The organism is Priestia sp. YIM B13551 (genome assembly GCF_042787905.1).
Taxonomy (GTDB): Bacteria; Bacillota; Bacilli; order Bacillales; family Bacillaceae_H; genus Priestia.
Genome location: NZ_JBHZOX010000005.1, coordinates 114,408 through 129,137, shown reverse-complemented (window position 1 = coordinate 129,137; position 14,730 = coordinate 114,408). Strand labels below are relative to the sequence as shown.

Here is a 14,730-nt window from a genome sequence, read left to right as displayed (position 1 = left end):
GTGTAAAGCAATGACAGAAGAAAAAATTTATGATGTCATTATTATTGGGGCAGGTCCAGCAGGTATGACTGCTGCTGTATATACATCTCGTGCAGATTTATCAACACTAATGATTGAACGCGGAATTCCAGGCGGTCAAATGGCTAATACAGAAGATGTAGAAAACTATCCAGGTTATGATCATATCCTTGGCCCTGACCTTTCTAACAAAATGTTTGAGCATGCAAAAAAATTCGGTGCGGAATATGCGTACGGTGATATTAAAGAAATCATCGACGGAGAAGAATACAAGACAGTTCGTGCAGGCAGCAAAGAATATAAAACACGTTCAGTAATCGTTGCTACTGGTGCAGAATATAAAAAATTAGGCGCGCCAGGAGAAAAAGAACTAGGCGGCCGCGGCGTATCTTATTGTGCTGTATGTGACGGCGCATTTTTTAAAGGTAAAGAGCTAGTCGTTGTAGGCGGTGGAGACTCTGCGGTTGAAGAAGGCGTATATTTAACACGCTTCGCAACAAAAGTAACAATTATTCACCGACGCGATGAGCTTCGCGCGCAGAAAATCCTACAGCAGCGTGCATTTGACAACGAAAAAGTTGATTTTATTTGGAATACAACGGTCAAAGAAGTAAATGAAAAAGACGGTAAAGTAGGCAGCGTAACGTTAGTAGACACAAAAACAGGTGAAGAGCGCGAGTTCGGTGCGGACGGCGTATTCATTTATGTTGGAATGGTTCCACTAACAAAACCATTCGAAAGCCTAAACATCACGAATAAAGAAGGATATATTGAAACGAACGAGCAAATGGAAACAAAAGTACCAGGTGTGTTCGCAGCTGGAGACGTTCGTGAAAAGGCTCTTCGTCAAATTGTAACAGCTACAGGTGATGGCAGCATTGCTGCTCAAGCGGCTCAGCACTATGTAGAAGAGTTAAAAGAAAAGTTAAAAGCTATTCAGCAATAAGGCTGAAATCAATCTTTTACAAAACGTAATTCGGTTTTAACTGTTCTGTAACACCTGTGAAACATTGATGGGGTACTATATAGATAGTAATTGACCCCCTTTTATAAAATATATGTATGTCGGGCATAGGACGTGTTCCTATGCCTCTTTTTTGTGACTATAACAGATTGAATTTCCGTATATAACAGCAATGGATTATTTTCAGAAAATTTAGTAATAGTTAGTTCATCTCCGTTGTGAGAGAAGTTTGTTTCGTAGTATAATAAAAGAAAATGTCAGTATACATATGATGAGGTGGAAAACATGCAAAGGGTCACAAATTGTGTATTAATGAAAGACGATAAAGTATTGTTGCTTCAAAAGCCACGAAGAAACTGGTGGGTGGCCCCGGGTGGGAAAATGGAGCAAGGAGAATCTGTAAAAGACTCTGTTGTGAGAGAATTTCGTGAAGAAACGGGAATTTATTTGAAAAATCCCACTGTAAAAGGTATCTTTACTTTTACGATGAAAGAAAACGATCAAATTTCATCTGAATGGATGATGTTTACTTTTTTTGCTACAGATTTTGATGGGACAAATGTGCTAGAATCAGAAGAAGGCAAACTCGGTTGGCATAATTTGAGTGAAGTAAGTGAATTGCCGATGGCACCGGGAGATCATCACATTATCGATTATGTAGCAAAAGGGTCGGGTGTTATTTATGGCAACTTTACGTATACAACGGATTTCGAGTTATTATCTTATCGAATTGATCCTTGTTAATGATAAATAGACATGTATGCATAGATTGAGGGGGATGGAAAATGAGTACTGGGTCTGTAAGCGATATTCAATTAGTGATTATTACTGGAATGTCAGGTGCAGGAAAAACAGTAGCAATTCAGAGTTTTGAAGATTTAGGGTTCTTTTGTGTAGATAATTTACCCCCTACATTGCTACCGAAATTTTTAGAACTCATGAAAGAGTCAGGGAATAAAATGAATAAAGTTGCTCTTGTTATGGACTTGCGAGGCAGAGAGTTTTTTGAAAGCCTGTTTGAAGCATTAGATAACATGAGTGAAACAACGTGGGTCACGCCACAAATTTTATTTTTAGATGCAAAAGATTCTGTATTGGTGACGCGCTATAAAGAAACGAGACGTTCACATCCGCTAGCTCCTTCGGGTTTACCTTTAGAAGGAATTGGTATGGAACGTGAGCTTCTTGAGGAGTTAAAGGGAAGAGCTCAGCTTATTTATGAGACGTCAGAGTTAAAACCAAGAGAGCTTAGAGAAAAGATTTTAACTCAGTTTTCGTCGCACGCTTCACAGGTTTTTACTGTTAATGTGATGTCGTTTGGTTTTAAATATGGTGTACCTATTGACGCTGATTTAGTCTTTGATGTGCGCTTTTTGCCAAACCCTCACTACATTGACCATATGCGTCCTAAAACAGGGCTTGAAGAAGAGGTTTCTTCTTACGTATTAAAATGGACGGAAACTCAAAAGTTCATTGAAAAAGTAGTAGACTTACTTTCGTTTATGCTTCCACAGTACAAGCGAGAAGGTAAAAGCCAGCTGGTCATTGCTATAGGATGCACAGGCGGACAGCATCGCTCCGTCACATTAGCTGAATATTTAGGTCACCATTTCCAGAATGAATACAAAACTCATATTTCTCATCGTGACATTGAGAGGAGAAAGGAAAATCATAGATGAGCAGTGAACAGCTTCCAAAAGTTGTCGTCATTGGGGGAGGAACGGGTTTACCAGTGCTGTTAAGAGGGTTGAAGGAATACCCTCTTGATCTTACAGCCATCGTAACCGTAGCAGACGACGGGGGAAGTTCTGGCCGATTGCGCGATGAACTTGAAATCCCTGCTCCTGGTGATATTCGAAATGTGCTAGTTGCTTTATCTGATGTAGAGCCACTAGTTGAAGAGCTTTTTCAGCATCGATTTGATACAGGAAATGAGCTTACAGGCCATTCTCTTGGCAATTTGTTGCTTGCAGCTATGACGTCTATTACTGGCGATTTTGTGCATGCTATACGAGAAATGAGCAAAGTACTAAACGTCAGAGGGAAAGTACTTCCAGCAGCTAATCAAAGTGTTGTGCTGCATGCGGAGATGCAAGATGGATCCATCGTAACAGGTGAATCTAAAATTCCAGAAGTTAATAAAAAAATTAATAAAGTATTTTTATCGCCCGCCGATGTGAAACCGCTTGTCGAGACAATAAAAGCGATTCGACGAGCTGATTTAATTGTGTTGGGGCCCGGAAGTCTTTATACAAGTATTTTGCCGAATTTACTGGTGCAGGATATTTGTAACGAGCTTTGTTCGACAAAAGCAAAGAAAGTATACGTATGCAACGTGATGACGCAGCCGGGTGAGACATTGGACTTTAAGGCAAGTGATCATATTAAAGCGCTTTACAATCATATGCCTTGTGCATTTTTAGATGCGATTATCGTCAATAATGCACCTATTCCAGCACCTTTGAAAAAGAAATACCAAGTAGAGCAGGCTCAGCCTGTAGAATATGATCGTGAAGTATTGCTAAAATTAGGGTTAGAAGTGATTGAAGATCAAATTATTCAGTATGACGGCAGCGTAATTAGGCATGATACAAAAAAAGTAGCAAAGCTTGTGTATTCTATGCTGACATCGCTGCAAGGTAAAACGAATACGGGTGTTTAACACTATTTCCGTATGTAGATTGGAGGTGAAGTTATGTCATTTGCATCAGAAACAAAAAAAGAGTTAACGAATTTAGAAGTCAAAGATTGCTGTGCAAAAGCAGAGCTTTCTGCATTAATTCGAATGAATGGTTCACTTTCTTTTTCGAATAAAAAATTCACGGTTGATGTTCAAACAGAAAACGCAGCGATTGCTCGGCGCATTTATGTCCTGCTTAAGAAAAATTATGATGTTTCAGTAGAACTGCTTGTGCGTAAGAAAATGCGGTTGAAAAAAAACAATGTGTATATTGTTCGATTAGTAGAGAAAACGAGAATGCTTTTGGAAGACTTAAAAATTGTAGAAGAAGGATTCACGTTTACACATCGTATTTCACCAGAGCTAGTACAAAAAAAATGCTGTAAGCGATCCTACTTAAGAGGCGCATTTTTAGCCGGGGGTTCTATTAATAACCCAGAGACATCATCGTACCATCTTGAAATCTTTTCATTGTATGAAGAGCACAACGAAGCTTTATGCAATTTAATGAACGAATTTCAATTGAATAGTAAAACATTAGAACGGAAAAAAGGCTATATTAACTATTTGAAAGAAGCTGAAAAAATTACGGAGTTTCTAAATATCATTGGAGCCCATAACGCTCTGTTACGGTTTGAGGATGTAAGAATCGTCCGAGATATGCGAAATTCCGTTAATCGCTTAGTTAATTGTGAAACAGCTAACTTAAATAAAACGATCGGAGCGGCTATTCGTCAAGTGGAAAACATTCGTTATATTGATGAAACAGCTGGATTAGACATCTTACCAGAAAAGCTAAGAGAAATTGCTCGTTTGCGTGTGGAATACCAAGACGTTACGTTAAAGGAGCTTGGTGAGATGGTATCTGGAGGTCAAATTAGCAAATCGGGCATTAACCATCGGTTGCGTAAAATTGACCAAATAGCAGACAAGCTTCGCGCCGGTCAGCCAGTCACATAAGGGGAATTGCAAGGGGGAGGATTTTATCATGGAAAAACAAGTAGAAGTAAAATTAAAAACGGGATTACAGGCTCGTGTTGCGGCACTATTTGTGCAAGAAGCAACTCGTTTTACATCTGATGTGTACTTGAAGAAAGATGAGAAAGTAGTCAACGCTAAAAGTATCATGGGGTTAATGAGCTTAGCGATTAATAATGGGTCTCTTATTACGCTCATTGTTGAAGGGGTAGATGAAAAAGAAGCAATGGATGCGTTAGTAGCTTACGTAGAGAACGATGCATAAAAAAGCCTTTCCCAAAGCGGGAAAGGCTTTTTTCTTATTTAGGGTCGTTTTCTAATACTTTGTCAATTAGACCGTATTCTAAAGCGCGTTCAGCAGTCATGAAATTATCACGATCTGTATCACGTTGTAGCACTTCTAACGGTTGACCTGTACGCTCAGCTAAAATTGAATTTAGTTTTTCGCGTAAGAATAGAATACGTTTTGCCGCAATTTCGATTTCAGTAGCTTGTCCTTGAGCACCACCAAGAGGTTGATGAATCATTACTTCGCTGTTTGGAAGAGCAAAACGTTTGCCCTTTTCACCAGCAGCCAGTAAGAAAGCACCCATTGATGCAGCCATACCGATACAAATTGTAGAAACTTTTGGCTTAATGAATTGCATCGTATCGTAGATAGCCATTCCAGCTGTAATAGAGCCACCTGGACTGTTGATATAAAGTGAGATATCTTTTTCTGGGTCTTCAGCAGCTAAGAATAGAAGCTGAGAAACGATTGAGTTAGCTACATTATCGTCAATAGCACTACCTAAAATAATAATGCGGTCTTTTAATAAACGTGAATAAATGTCATAAGCACGTTCACCACGGTTTGTTTGTTCAATAACTGTAGGAATTAAGTTCATATTAAATTCCTCCTTAACAAGAATAATTTGTTATGTACCTATAATACACGTATGGTCAATAAAGGTCAAACAAAAGAACCTCTACTACACATATTCGCTTAAAAGACTATGTATTCCTCTTTGACATTATTAAAATTTTTCCCCCTTCTAAAAAAAATAAACGTAGTATTCTATTGAAAAGAGAAGTTTTCTCTCCTATAATGGAAGTTGTGACAAATATGCCCTCGTAGTGTAGTGGATAGCACAAGAGATTCCGGTTCTCTTAGGGTGGGTTCGAATCCTGTCGAGGGCGTCTTAAAACGTTGCGGATTACGCAACGTTTTTTATTTTGAGTAAAAAGGCTCATCTTCTCAAAAAATAATATTTATTTTCCTCCTATAACCCTTTATACGCGTAAGGAAGCAAGAAATTAATTCCATTGTACCGGTTGCGGAATTTGTCAGAATACTATAAAACAGTATATAAGGAAAAGAAACACGGAGGAGGAATAAATATGAAATATATGAACAAACTTTTCATTGTCAGTGCATCGTTAGCACTATTGCTGTCTGCATGCGGGACGAACGAAGATTCTGCTCAGCCGAAGTCTAATGATCAAGCAGAAAATGTTCAGCAGGACACAGCTTCTAAATCTGATCAAACATCAGGCGCTGCAAAAGAAGATTCGAAAAAAGATGCGGATTCTTCCGAGGTCTCAGCCAAACCTTCAGGAAGTCAATCATCAACTAGCGAAACAGCGGATGATGAACAGTCAACGTCTTCTTCAGAAACAAAACTAACAAAAAGCCCAGAACAAGATTATTCTATTCAAGTAATGGACGGTTATAAACTAACGGGTGAAGAACCAGGAAAAGATGCGTTAGTATTAACTTCAGATGATTCTCAATTTATGCGTATCGAAATGCTTTCATCAAAAGCATCGATGGACGACGCTGCTCAATCTGTTAAACAAACGGCAACAGCAGTTAATAAAAATGCAGCAGAGAAAAAGAATCTTGAAGAGAATGGAATCTTCAAAGATTCTGTTTGGTATGAAGCCACATCTGGCGATCATACGGTAAACGCTGTGTTGGTTAAAGGAAAGAAACCAATGAAGCTAACCATCTTCACGAAAAACGACGAAGAAAACTTGGACAAGTTTATGCAAATGGCACAAACCATTCAATAAGTAATTCTTCTATATATTATACACATGCAGAAAATTCGACATGACGAAGAAAACGTCATGTCGGATTATTACTCGGATCATGTGGTTGGTGCGAATTATAATGAAAAGTTATAAAGGTGCATAGCTCTATTACTTTTTTGATGGTTAGTAATTAAAAATAGGATGAACCGCTTCGTTAACAAAGGTTGACGGAGATTTTTTGATGAAAAAATTACATATAAAAAATAGTTACATGCTCTTTGAAAGCGTTTTTATAGTAAAATAGATGAAGGGGAGGGGAGAAATAATGGAGATTGGATTATTTCAGCAGCAGTCGTTAAAGCTGACGATGTCAAAAGAATTATCACAAGCTATTTCTCTTTTACAATATTCATCGATGGATATTGTAGCGTTTTTACATGAGCAGGCGCTTCAAAATCCGCTTATAGATTTTTCAGAGCTGCCCGTCTATACATCTCACAATCAAAAAAATCATGCAACTTCTGATTCAACAGATTATATGAGCAGTATACCAGCTCCTAAAGAAACGCTGTACGAACATTTAATGAATCAATCCGCATTGTTAAAATTAGATGAATGTGAGCAGGCAGCCGTTGAGTTTGTTATTCATAGTCTGGATGATGCTGGCTATTTGCACGATGAGTTAATCATACTTGCTAACCAGCTTGGCCAAGGTCAAGAGCAGGTTGAAAAGGCTCTCCAGCTTGTGCAGCAGATGGACCCGGCAGGAGTAGGGGCAAGAAGTTTACAAGAGTGCTTAATGCTTCAATTAAAAAGGAATAATCAATGGACAGAAAAAATAGAGCAAATTTTGACACATCACTTTGAGGAATTTGCGTATAAAAAATGGATGAAAATCTCAAAGTTATGTCAAATCTCACTTGAAGCTCTTCAACAATTACATGAACAGATTAAGAAATTAAATCCTCGTCCTGGATCGTTTTATATGAAGTCCAATGAACGATTCATTGTACCGGATTTTATTGTGAAAATTGAAGATGGAAATGTCGTTGCTTATGCAAATGAGGATTTGGAACCTCGACTTTCAGTGAATGAACAATACAAACTTCAGCTGAAAAATAGGCAGAACCAAGAAATGTTTTCTTATTTGCAAGAGAAATATCGTGAATTCCAATGGATTATGAAAAGTTTACACACACGCAAAGATACATTAAACGCATTAATGAATACCTTACTCGTTGAACAAGAAGCATTTTTTAAAAAGGGTCCTTCGTATTTGAAGCCGTTAACAATGAAGGAAGTAGCGGAACAAACGTCTGTGCATGAATCAACGATTAGCCGTGCTACTCGGCACAAATATATTCAAACGCCTTTTGGCACCTTTTCAATGAAATCTTTTTTCTCAACTAGTATTCAACTGGGCAACAACGAAGCGACTTCTACAACTCACGTAAAAGAACTGCTTAAAAAGCTAGTAGCAGAAGAAAACAAACAGCGTCCGCTTTCAGATCAGCAGTTGGCTAACGTCTTGCAAAGCAATTATAACGTTACTATTTCAAGAAGAACGGTAGCCAAATATCGAGACCAATTAAACGTTCTACCATCCAGTCAACGAAAACTTTTTGTGACGCAGTAAAGGAGTGAGAATGTGGAAGTCGTACTGTATACCAAAAATGGCTGTCATTTATGCGATGATGCAAAGAAGCTGCTTGCAGAGATGCAGTCTGAGTTTCCCTTGCAGCTTATTGAACGAGATATTTACAAAAACGATGAGTGGCTGGAAAAGTATCACCTTGCGATTCCTGTAGTAGAAATGGATGGAGAAGAAGTGGAATATGGAAAAATAACAGGTATTCCATTAAGAAAACGCTTACTTTTAAAAATAGGCAACACATGAGTTGAATAAAGGATTCACTCCTGTTAGAATAGATTTTGTAGCAGGGTGAATTTTTTTTGCGCAAGGTGGGACATAATATGTCTATACGGGACAAAATATGTCCAGCGAGTTTATGCCTTAAGGGGATTTTAACATGCGTTCTTTAATAGAAGTACAACGAAAATTATTACCTGAACTTCTCTCAGTTATGCAAAAGCGCTATCAAATCTTGCAATACATACGTTTAATGCAGCCGATTGGCCGCAGAAACTTAGCTGTAAGCCTTGGGCTAACAGAACGTGTGTTACGAAGCGAAGTAACATTCTTAAAAGAACAAGATTTGATTGACATTTACCCTAGTGGGATGACGCTTACAAACGAGGGAGAACTACTTCTAGCTGAATTAGAAGAAGTAATGAAGGAAGTTTCAGGACTTCGATTATTGGAAACAACATTAAAAGAGGCGTTTTCTTTATCAGAAGTTGTTGTTGTATCTGGAGATAGTGATCAGTCTCCTTGGGTCAAAAATGAAATGGGTCGAGCATCTGTTTCGTGTATCAAGGAGCGCCTTGTTGGTGAAAAAAATACCGTTGCTGTTACAGGTGGTACAACGCTTGCCGCCGTTGCCGAAATGATGACACCTGATTCAAAACACCCTGATATACTTTTTGTACCTGCTCGCGGAGGGCTAGGTGAAAATGTACAAAACCAAGCAAACACGATTTGTGCTAAGATGGCTGAAAAGTCCATGAGTCACTATCGCTTGCTTCATGTTCCAGATCAGCTTAGTGATGAAGCATACCGATCCATTATCGGTGAGCCATCTATTAAAGACATGCTTCATTTAATCAAGTCCGCTGGTATGGTTGTTCACGGAATAGGAGACGCTATGACAATGGCAGAACGCCGTAAAACACCACAGGCTGACTTAGAAAAAGTGAAAAATGGACATGCTGTAGGTGAGGCATTTGGATACTATTTTAATCATCAAGGCGAAGTTGTTCATAAAGTTAAAACAGTTGGCATACAACTCGATGATTTAAAGAACAATAAATGTGTTATTGCTGTTGCAGGAGGTTCATCAAAAGCAAAGGCAATTAAAGCGTTTATGCAACAAGCGCATGATTCGATTCTCATTACAGATGAAGGCGCCGCAAAAGAGTTAGTAAGGGATTTTAATTAATCCCTCATATAAAAAATACTTTTTACATTCAAGGAGGAAATACCCATGGCAGTAAAAATTGGTATTAACGGATTTGGTCGTATCGGCCGTAATGTATTCCGCGCAGCTTTAAAAAATGATAACGTTGAAGTAGTAGCAATCAACGACTTAACAGATGCTAACATGCTTGCTCACCTTTTAAAATATGATTCTGTACACGGAAAATTAGATGCAGAAGTAGTAGTAGATGGTAGCAACTTAGTAGTAAACGGTAAAACAATCGAAATCTCTGCTGAACGTGACCCAGCTCAATTATCTTGGGGCAAACAAGGCGTAGAAATCGTTGTTGAATCTACTGGATTCTTCACAAAACGCGCTGACGCTGCGAAACACTTAGAAGCAGGAGCTAAAAAAGTAATCATCTCTGCTCCAGCATCTGACGAAGATATCACAATCGTAATGGGTGTTAACGAAGACAAATACGATGCGGCTAACCACAACGTAATTTCAAACGCTTCTTGTACAACTAACTGCTTAGCGCCATTTGCTAAAGTGTTAAATGACAAGTTCGGTCTTAAACGCGGAATGATGACAACAGTTCACTCTTACACAAACGACCAACAAATCTTAGACTTACCACATAAAGATTACCGTCGTGCTCGTGCAGCTGCTGAAAACATCATCCCAACTTCAACTGGTGCTGCTAAAGCTGTATCTCTAGTATTACCTGAATTAAAAGGTAAATTAAACGGTGGAGCTATGCGTGTTCCAACTCCAAACGTTTCTTTAGTAGACTTAGTTGCTGAACTTGACAAAGAAGTAACTGTTGAAGATGTAAACAACGCTCTTAAAGAAGCTGCTGAAGGCGATCTTAAAGGCATCCTTGGTTACAGCGAAGAGCCACTAGTATCTGGTGACTACAATGGTAACATCAACTCTTCTACAATCGATGCATTATCTACAATGGTAATGGAAGGTAACATGGTTAAAGTTATCTCTTGGTACGATAACGAGAGCGGATATTCTAACCGTGTAGTAGACCTTGCTCAATACATCGCTGCTAAAGGACTATAAGAATAACTTAAAATTCGCTTCTATTTGATTCAATAAGACAGAAATCGACTAGACTTTCCTTTTTTATTGGATATCTGAAAATAGAACGACTATAATAAGACTTGCTAAGGAAGAGAGGGGCATACCCCCTCTTCCTTGATTTATGTATTGGCTTCTACATGAAAAAGCATCATAAGCAGCTAACTGGAGTTTCACTTTATATAGAAAGGCGCCAATATATAAAATGAAATGTACGGTGGTTTGTGGATTGATGATTACATAGAAGCCTACTTGCTTAGTACCATAAATACTTAAGGAGGCCTTTTAACGATGAACAAAAAAACGTTGAAAGACATCGATGTAAAAGGAAAGCGAGTATTTTGTCGCGTAGACTTTAACGTACCAATGAAAGACGGAAAAGTAACAGACGAAACTCGTATTCGTGCAGCTATTCCTACTATTCAATATTTAGTAGAACAAGGTGCAAAAGTAATTTTAGCTAGCCATCTTGGACGTCCAAAAGGCGAAGTTGTTGAAGAGTTACGTCTAAATGCTGTTGCAGAACGTTTACAAGCTCTTCTTGGTAAAGACGTTGCAAAAGCTGACGAAGCTTTTGGCGAAGAAGTAAAGAAAACAATCGACGGTATGAGCGAAGGCGATGTTTTAGTACTTGAAAACGTACGTTTTTACCCAGGTGAAGAGAAAAACGATCCTGAATTAGCAAAAGCATTTGCTGAATTAGCAGACGTGTACGTAAACGATGCATTCGGTGCAGCTCACCGTGCGCATGCTTCAACAGAAGGAATTGCACAACATATTCCAGCAGTAGCAGGTTTCTTAATGGAAAAAGAGCTTGATGTGCTTTCAAAAGCATTATCAAACCCAGAACGTCCATTTACTGCAATCGTTGGTGGAGCAAAAGTTAAAGACAAAATCGGTGTAATTGACCACTTGCTTGATAAAGTAGATAACTTAATCATCGGTGGAGGACTTTCTTACACATTTATTAAGGCACTAGGCCATGAAGTAGGTAAATCACTTCTTGAAGAAGACAAGATTGAACTTGCAAAATCTTTCATGGAAAAAGCTAAGAAAAACGGAGTAAACTTCTACATGCCAGTGGACGTGGTAGTAGCAGATGACTTCTCAAATGATGCTAATATTCAAGTTGTATCAATTGAAGATATTCCAAGCGATTGGGAAGGCTTAGACGCAGGACCGAAAACGCGTGAAATCTATGCTGACGTAATCAAAAACTCTAAGTTAGTTATTTGGAATGGACCAATGGGTGTATTTGAATTAGATGCATTTGCTAACGGAACAAAAGCAGTAGCAGAAGCTTTAGCAGAAGCAACTGACACATATTCAGTAATCGGCGGAGGAGACTCTGCAGCAGCTGTTGAAAAATTCAACTTAGCTGATAAAATGAGCCATATTTCTACAGGTGGCGGTGCGTCACTAGAGTTTATGGAAGGTAAAGAACTTCCAGGCGTAGTTGCATTAAACGATAAGTAAGTTTATGTTTCAGTAAGACGGAGGACCGACCTGACGACTGATAATATAAAAAATTATCAAGCAGCGAAGATGGATGACCAAGAGATAAAAGGGACCGAATCACTTTTAACAGCACCCTCTTGGACATCCAACGCGTGAAGGGAAAACCCACAATAAACAAAGGACGGTGTTATACATGCGTAAACCAATTATTGCAGGAAACTGGAAAATGAACAAAGTACTTTCTGAAGCAACTAGCTTTGTTGAAGAAGTAAAAGGAGCAGTACCATCTCCTGAAAGCGTAGAATCAGTAGTATGTGCACCTGCACTATTTTTAGATCGTTTAGTAGAAGCGACTAAAGGCACAGACTTAAAAATTGGTGCACAAAACATGCACTTTGAAGAAAACGGTGCGTTCACTGGAGAAGTGAGCCCTGTTGCTTTAGCAGACTTAGGTGTGAACTATGTCATTTTAGGACACTCTGAGCGTCGTGAAATGTTTGCTGAAACGGACGAAACAGTAAACCAAAAAACAATTGCTGCATTCAAACACGGTTTAACACCAATCGTTTGCTGCGGTGAAACAAACGAAGAGTACGAACAAGATCAAACAAAAACAGTTGTAGCTAATCAAGTACAAAAAGCATTAGCTGGTCTAACTGATGAGCAAGTAAAACAAACGGTTATCGCATATGAGCCAATCTGGGCAATCGGTACAGGTAAATCTTCAACTGCTGAAGGTGCAAACGAAGTTTGTGCATACATCCGTAGCGTTGTTGCAGAACAATTCTCTCAAGATGTTGCAGATGCTGTACGTATTCAATACGGAGGTAGCGTAAAACCTGCTAATATTAAAGAATATATGTCTCAATCAGACATTGACGGAGCTTTAGTAGGTGGAGCAAGCTTAGAAGCAGATTCTTTCTTACAGCTTTTGGAGGCTGGTAAGTAATGAGTAAAAAGCCAGTAGCATTAATCATCTTAGATGGTTTTGCATTACGCGATGAAGATAAAGGTAATGCGGTAACACATGCAAAAAAACCAAACTTCGACCGTTTCTGGAACGAGTATCCTCATGCTACACTTCAGGCGTCTGGAGAAGCTGTAGGCTTACCAGAAGGCCAAATGGGTAACTCTGAAGTAGGTCACTTAAACATCGGCGCAGGCCGAATTGTGTACCAAAGCTTAACTCGTGTAAACGTAGCAATTCGTGAAGGCGAGTTTGAACAAAACGAAACGCTTCTAGCAGCTGTAAAGCACGCAAAAGAAAAGGGTACAAACCTTCATCTTTTCGGGCTTTTATCTGATGGCGGTGTACACAGTCATATCGAACATCTATATGCATTATTGCGTCTAGCTAAGAGTGAAGGCTTAGAAAAAGTCTACATTCATGGCTTCTTAGATGGTCGTGACGTAGCACCTCAATCTGCTGAAACGTATTTAAAAGAACTTAATGAAAAAATTGAAGAGTACGGCGTTGGTGAAATTGCAACACTTTCAGGACGTTACTACTCAATGGACCGCGACAAACGCTGGGAGCGCGTAGAGAAATCATATCGCGCAATGGTGTACGGCGAAGGTCCATCATATACAAGCGCTGAAGAGTGCGTAAAAGATTCGTATGACAATGGAATCTATGACGAATTCGTTTTACCTTCTGTTATTACAAAAGAAGACGGATCGCCAGTTGCGACAATTCAAGACGAAGATGCAGTTATTTTCTACAACTTCCGTCCGGATCGCGCAATTCAAATTTCAAATACGTTCGCAAACGAAGATTTCCGTTCATTTGATCGCGGTGAAAAACATCCAAAACACTTACATTTTGTATGTTTAACTCACTTCAGCGAAACAGTTGACGGATATGTAGCCTTTAAGCCAATTAACTTGGATAACACGCTTGGTGAAGTATTATCTCAAAATAACTTAAAGCAGCTTCGTATTGCCGAGACAGAAAAATATCCTCACGTAACGTTCTTTATGAGCGGTGGACGTGAAGCAGAGTTTCCTGGTGAAACACGTATCTTAATCGATTCACCAAAAGTAGCAACATATGACTTGAAACCTGAGATGAGTGCTTATGAAGTGACGGACGCGTTGCTTGCAGAAATCGAAGGCGATAAGCAAGACGCTATTTTATTAAACTTTGCAAATCCTGATATGGTAGGCCATTCAGGTATGTTAGAACCAACTGTAAAAGCGATTGAAACAGTAGATGAGTGCTTAGGCAAAATTGTAGATGCAATTTTAGCTAAAGGCGGTACAGCAATCATCACAGCAGACCATGGTAATGCTGATGAAGTGATTACGCTTGAAGGTAATCCAATGACGGCTCATACAACGAATCCTGTTCCAGTAATCGTAACCAAACAAGGCTTAGAGCTTCGTGAAGACGGGATTCTAGGAGATCTAGCTCCTACGATGCTTACTCTTCTAGACGTAGCACAGCCAAAAGAAATGACAGGTAAAACATTAATTAAATAATTAAT

The 14,730-nt window shown here is 39.0% G+C and carries 15 protein-coding genes and 1 tRNA gene; 15 read left to right on the top strand and 1 reads right to left on the bottom strand.

Features of this window, described 5'->3' with window-relative positions:
* The first annotated feature begins 10 nt into the window (after window positions 1-10).
* From trxB to ACFX4N_RS22335, 6 genes are all read left to right on the top strand, one after another.
* Complete coding sequence (gene trxB / locus ACFX4N_RS22360; RefSeq protein WP_013059713.1) at window positions 11-964, top strand: thioredoxin-disulfide reductase; 954 nt, start codon at window positions 11-13, stop codon at window positions 962-964.
* 303 nt (window positions 965-1,267) lie between these two features.
* Window positions 1,268-1,726: an 8-oxo-dGTP diphosphatase gene (locus tag ACFX4N_RS22355; protein WP_013059712.1), complete on the top strand. Its 459-nt coding sequence runs from the start codon at window positions 1,268-1,270 to the stop codon at window positions 1,724-1,726.
* Window positions 1,727-1,767: 41 nt separating this feature from the next.
* On the top strand, window positions 1,768-2,661 hold the full coding sequence (rapZ, locus tag ACFX4N_RS22350; protein WP_013059711.1) for an RNase adapter RapZ: 894 nt from the start codon (window positions 1,768-1,770) through the stop codon (window positions 2,659-2,661).
* The gene (locus ACFX4N_RS22345; RefSeq protein ID WP_057275305.1) at window positions 2,658-3,644 is read left to right on the top strand and encodes a gluconeogenesis factor YvcK family protein; all 987 of its coding nucleotides are present in this window, start codon (window positions 2,658-2,660) and stop codon (window positions 3,642-3,644) included. Before rapZ ends, ACFX4N_RS22345 begins: the two co-directional genes overlap by 4 nt.
* A gap of 33 nt (window positions 3,645-3,677) precedes the next feature.
* Window positions 3,678-4,622, top strand: coding sequence for a DNA-binding protein WhiA (whiA, locus tag ACFX4N_RS22340; RefSeq protein WP_013085390.1), 945 nt, complete (start codon window positions 3,678-3,680; stop codon window positions 4,620-4,622).
* Between the two features lie 28 nt (window positions 4,623-4,650).
* On the top strand, window positions 4,651-4,905 hold the full coding sequence (locus ACFX4N_RS22335) for an HPr family phosphocarrier protein (RefSeq protein WP_013059708.1): 255 nt from the start codon (window positions 4,651-4,653) through the stop codon (window positions 4,903-4,905).
* Between the two features lie 34 nt (window positions 4,906-4,939).
* Here the strand turns inward: ACFX4N_RS22335 and clpP are convergent, their stop codons facing one another.
* Window positions 4,940-5,527: an ATP-dependent Clp endopeptidase proteolytic subunit ClpP gene (gene clpP, locus ACFX4N_RS22330; RefSeq protein ID WP_013059707.1), complete on the bottom strand. Its 588-nt coding sequence runs from the start codon at window positions 5,525-5,527 to the stop codon at window positions 4,940-4,942.
* A gap of 220 nt (window positions 5,528-5,747) precedes the next feature.
* Here clpP and ACFX4N_RS22325 point away from each other — a divergent pair.
* The 9 genes from ACFX4N_RS22325 (at window position 5,748) to gpmI (ending at window position 14,725) form a co-directional block, all read left to right on the top strand.
* Window positions 5,748-5,819 (top strand) — tRNA-Arg (locus tag ACFX4N_RS22325).
* A 201-nt stretch (window positions 5,820-6,020) separates the two neighbouring features.
* Window positions 6,021-6,695 carry a hypothetical protein gene (locus ACFX4N_RS22320; RefSeq protein ID WP_057275307.1) on the top strand — a complete coding sequence of 225 codons (675 nt, stop codon included), beginning with the start codon at window positions 6,021-6,023 and terminating at the stop codon, window positions 6,693-6,695.
* Between the two features lie 286 nt (window positions 6,696-6,981).
* A complete protein-coding gene (gene rpoN, locus ACFX4N_RS22315) occupies window positions 6,982-8,292 on the top strand; it encodes an RNA polymerase factor sigma-54 (RefSeq protein ID WP_013059705.1) in 1,311 nt (436 codons plus the stop codon).
* A gap of 12 nt (window positions 8,293-8,304) precedes the next feature.
* Window positions 8,305-8,553, top strand: coding sequence for a glutaredoxin family protein (locus ACFX4N_RS22310; protein ID WP_025601476.1), 249 nt, complete (start codon window positions 8,305-8,307; stop codon window positions 8,551-8,553).
* A 133-nt stretch (window positions 8,554-8,686) separates the two neighbouring features.
* Complete coding sequence (locus ACFX4N_RS22305) at window positions 8,687-9,715, top strand: sugar-binding transcriptional regulator (protein ID WP_013059703.1); 1,029 nt, start codon at window positions 8,687-8,689, stop codon at window positions 9,713-9,715.
* 45 nt (window positions 9,716-9,760) lie between these two features.
* On the top strand, window positions 9,761-10,768 hold the full coding sequence (gap, locus tag ACFX4N_RS22300; RefSeq protein WP_013059702.1) for a type I glyceraldehyde-3-phosphate dehydrogenase: 1,008 nt from the start codon (window positions 9,761-9,763) through the stop codon (window positions 10,766-10,768).
* A gap of 309 nt (window positions 10,769-11,077) precedes the next feature.
* The gene (locus ACFX4N_RS22295) at window positions 11,078-12,262 is read left to right on the top strand and encodes a phosphoglycerate kinase (protein ID WP_013059701.1); all 1,185 of its coding nucleotides are present in this window, start codon (window positions 11,078-11,080) and stop codon (window positions 12,260-12,262) included.
* Window positions 12,263-12,437: 175 nt separating this feature from the next.
* The gene (gene tpiA / locus ACFX4N_RS22290) at window positions 12,438-13,193 is read left to right on the top strand and encodes a triose-phosphate isomerase (RefSeq protein ID WP_013059700.1); all 756 of its coding nucleotides are present in this window, start codon (window positions 12,438-12,440) and stop codon (window positions 13,191-13,193) included.
* Window positions 13,193-14,725, top strand: a complete 1,533-nt coding sequence (gene gpmI / locus ACFX4N_RS22285; RefSeq protein WP_013059699.1) for a 2,3-bisphosphoglycerate-independent phosphoglycerate mutase — start codon at window positions 13,193-13,195, stop codon at window positions 14,723-14,725. Before tpiA ends, gpmI begins: the two co-directional genes overlap by 1 nt.
* Window positions 14,726-14,730: the final 5 nt, after the last annotated feature.

What these genes read in the sequence shown, in the direction of transcription:
- trxB (WP_013059713.1), top strand. Translation starts at nt 11, where the DNA reads ATGACAGAAGAAAAAATTTATGATGTCATTATTATTGGGGCAGGTCCA.
- ACFX4N_RS22355 (WP_013059712.1), top strand. Translation starts at nt 1,268, where the DNA reads ATGCAAAGGGTCACAAATTGTGTATTAATGAAAGACGATAAAGTATTG.
- rapZ (WP_013059711.1), top strand. Translation starts at nt 1,768, where the DNA reads ATGAGTACTGGGTCTGTAAGCGATATTCAATTAGTGATTATTACTGGA.
- ACFX4N_RS22345 (WP_057275305.1), top strand. Translation starts at nt 2,658, where the DNA reads ATGAGCAGTGAACAGCTTCCAAAAGTTGTCGTCATTGGGGGAGGAACG.
- whiA (WP_013085390.1), top strand. Translation starts at nt 3,678, where the DNA reads ATGTCATTTGCATCAGAAACAAAAAAAGAGTTAACGAATTTAGAAGTC.
- ACFX4N_RS22335 (WP_013059708.1), top strand. Translation starts at nt 4,651, where the DNA reads ATGGAAAAACAAGTAGAAGTAAAATTAAAAACGGGATTACAGGCTCGT.
- clpP (WP_013059707.1), bottom strand. Translation starts at nt 5,527, where the DNA reads ATGAACTTAATTCCTACAGTTATTGAACAAACAAACCGTGGTGAACGT.
- ACFX4N_RS22320 (WP_057275307.1), top strand. Translation starts at nt 6,021, where the DNA reads ATGAAATATATGAACAAACTTTTCATTGTCAGTGCATCGTTAGCACTA.
- rpoN (WP_013059705.1), top strand. Translation starts at nt 6,982, where the DNA reads ATGGAGATTGGATTATTTCAGCAGCAGTCGTTAAAGCTGACGATGTCA.
- ACFX4N_RS22305 (WP_013059703.1), top strand. Translation starts at nt 8,687, where the DNA reads ATGCGTTCTTTAATAGAAGTACAACGAAAATTATTACCTGAACTTCTC.
- gap (WP_013059702.1), top strand. Translation starts at nt 9,761, where the DNA reads ATGGCAGTAAAAATTGGTATTAACGGATTTGGTCGTATCGGCCGTAAT.
- ACFX4N_RS22295 (WP_013059701.1), top strand. Translation starts at nt 11,078, where the DNA reads ATGAACAAAAAAACGTTGAAAGACATCGATGTAAAAGGAAAGCGAGTA.
- tpiA (WP_013059700.1), top strand. Translation starts at nt 12,438, where the DNA reads ATGCGTAAACCAATTATTGCAGGAAACTGGAAAATGAACAAAGTACTT.
- gpmI (WP_013059699.1), top strand. Translation starts at nt 13,193, where the DNA reads ATGAGTAAAAAGCCAGTAGCATTAATCATCTTAGATGGTTTTGCATTA.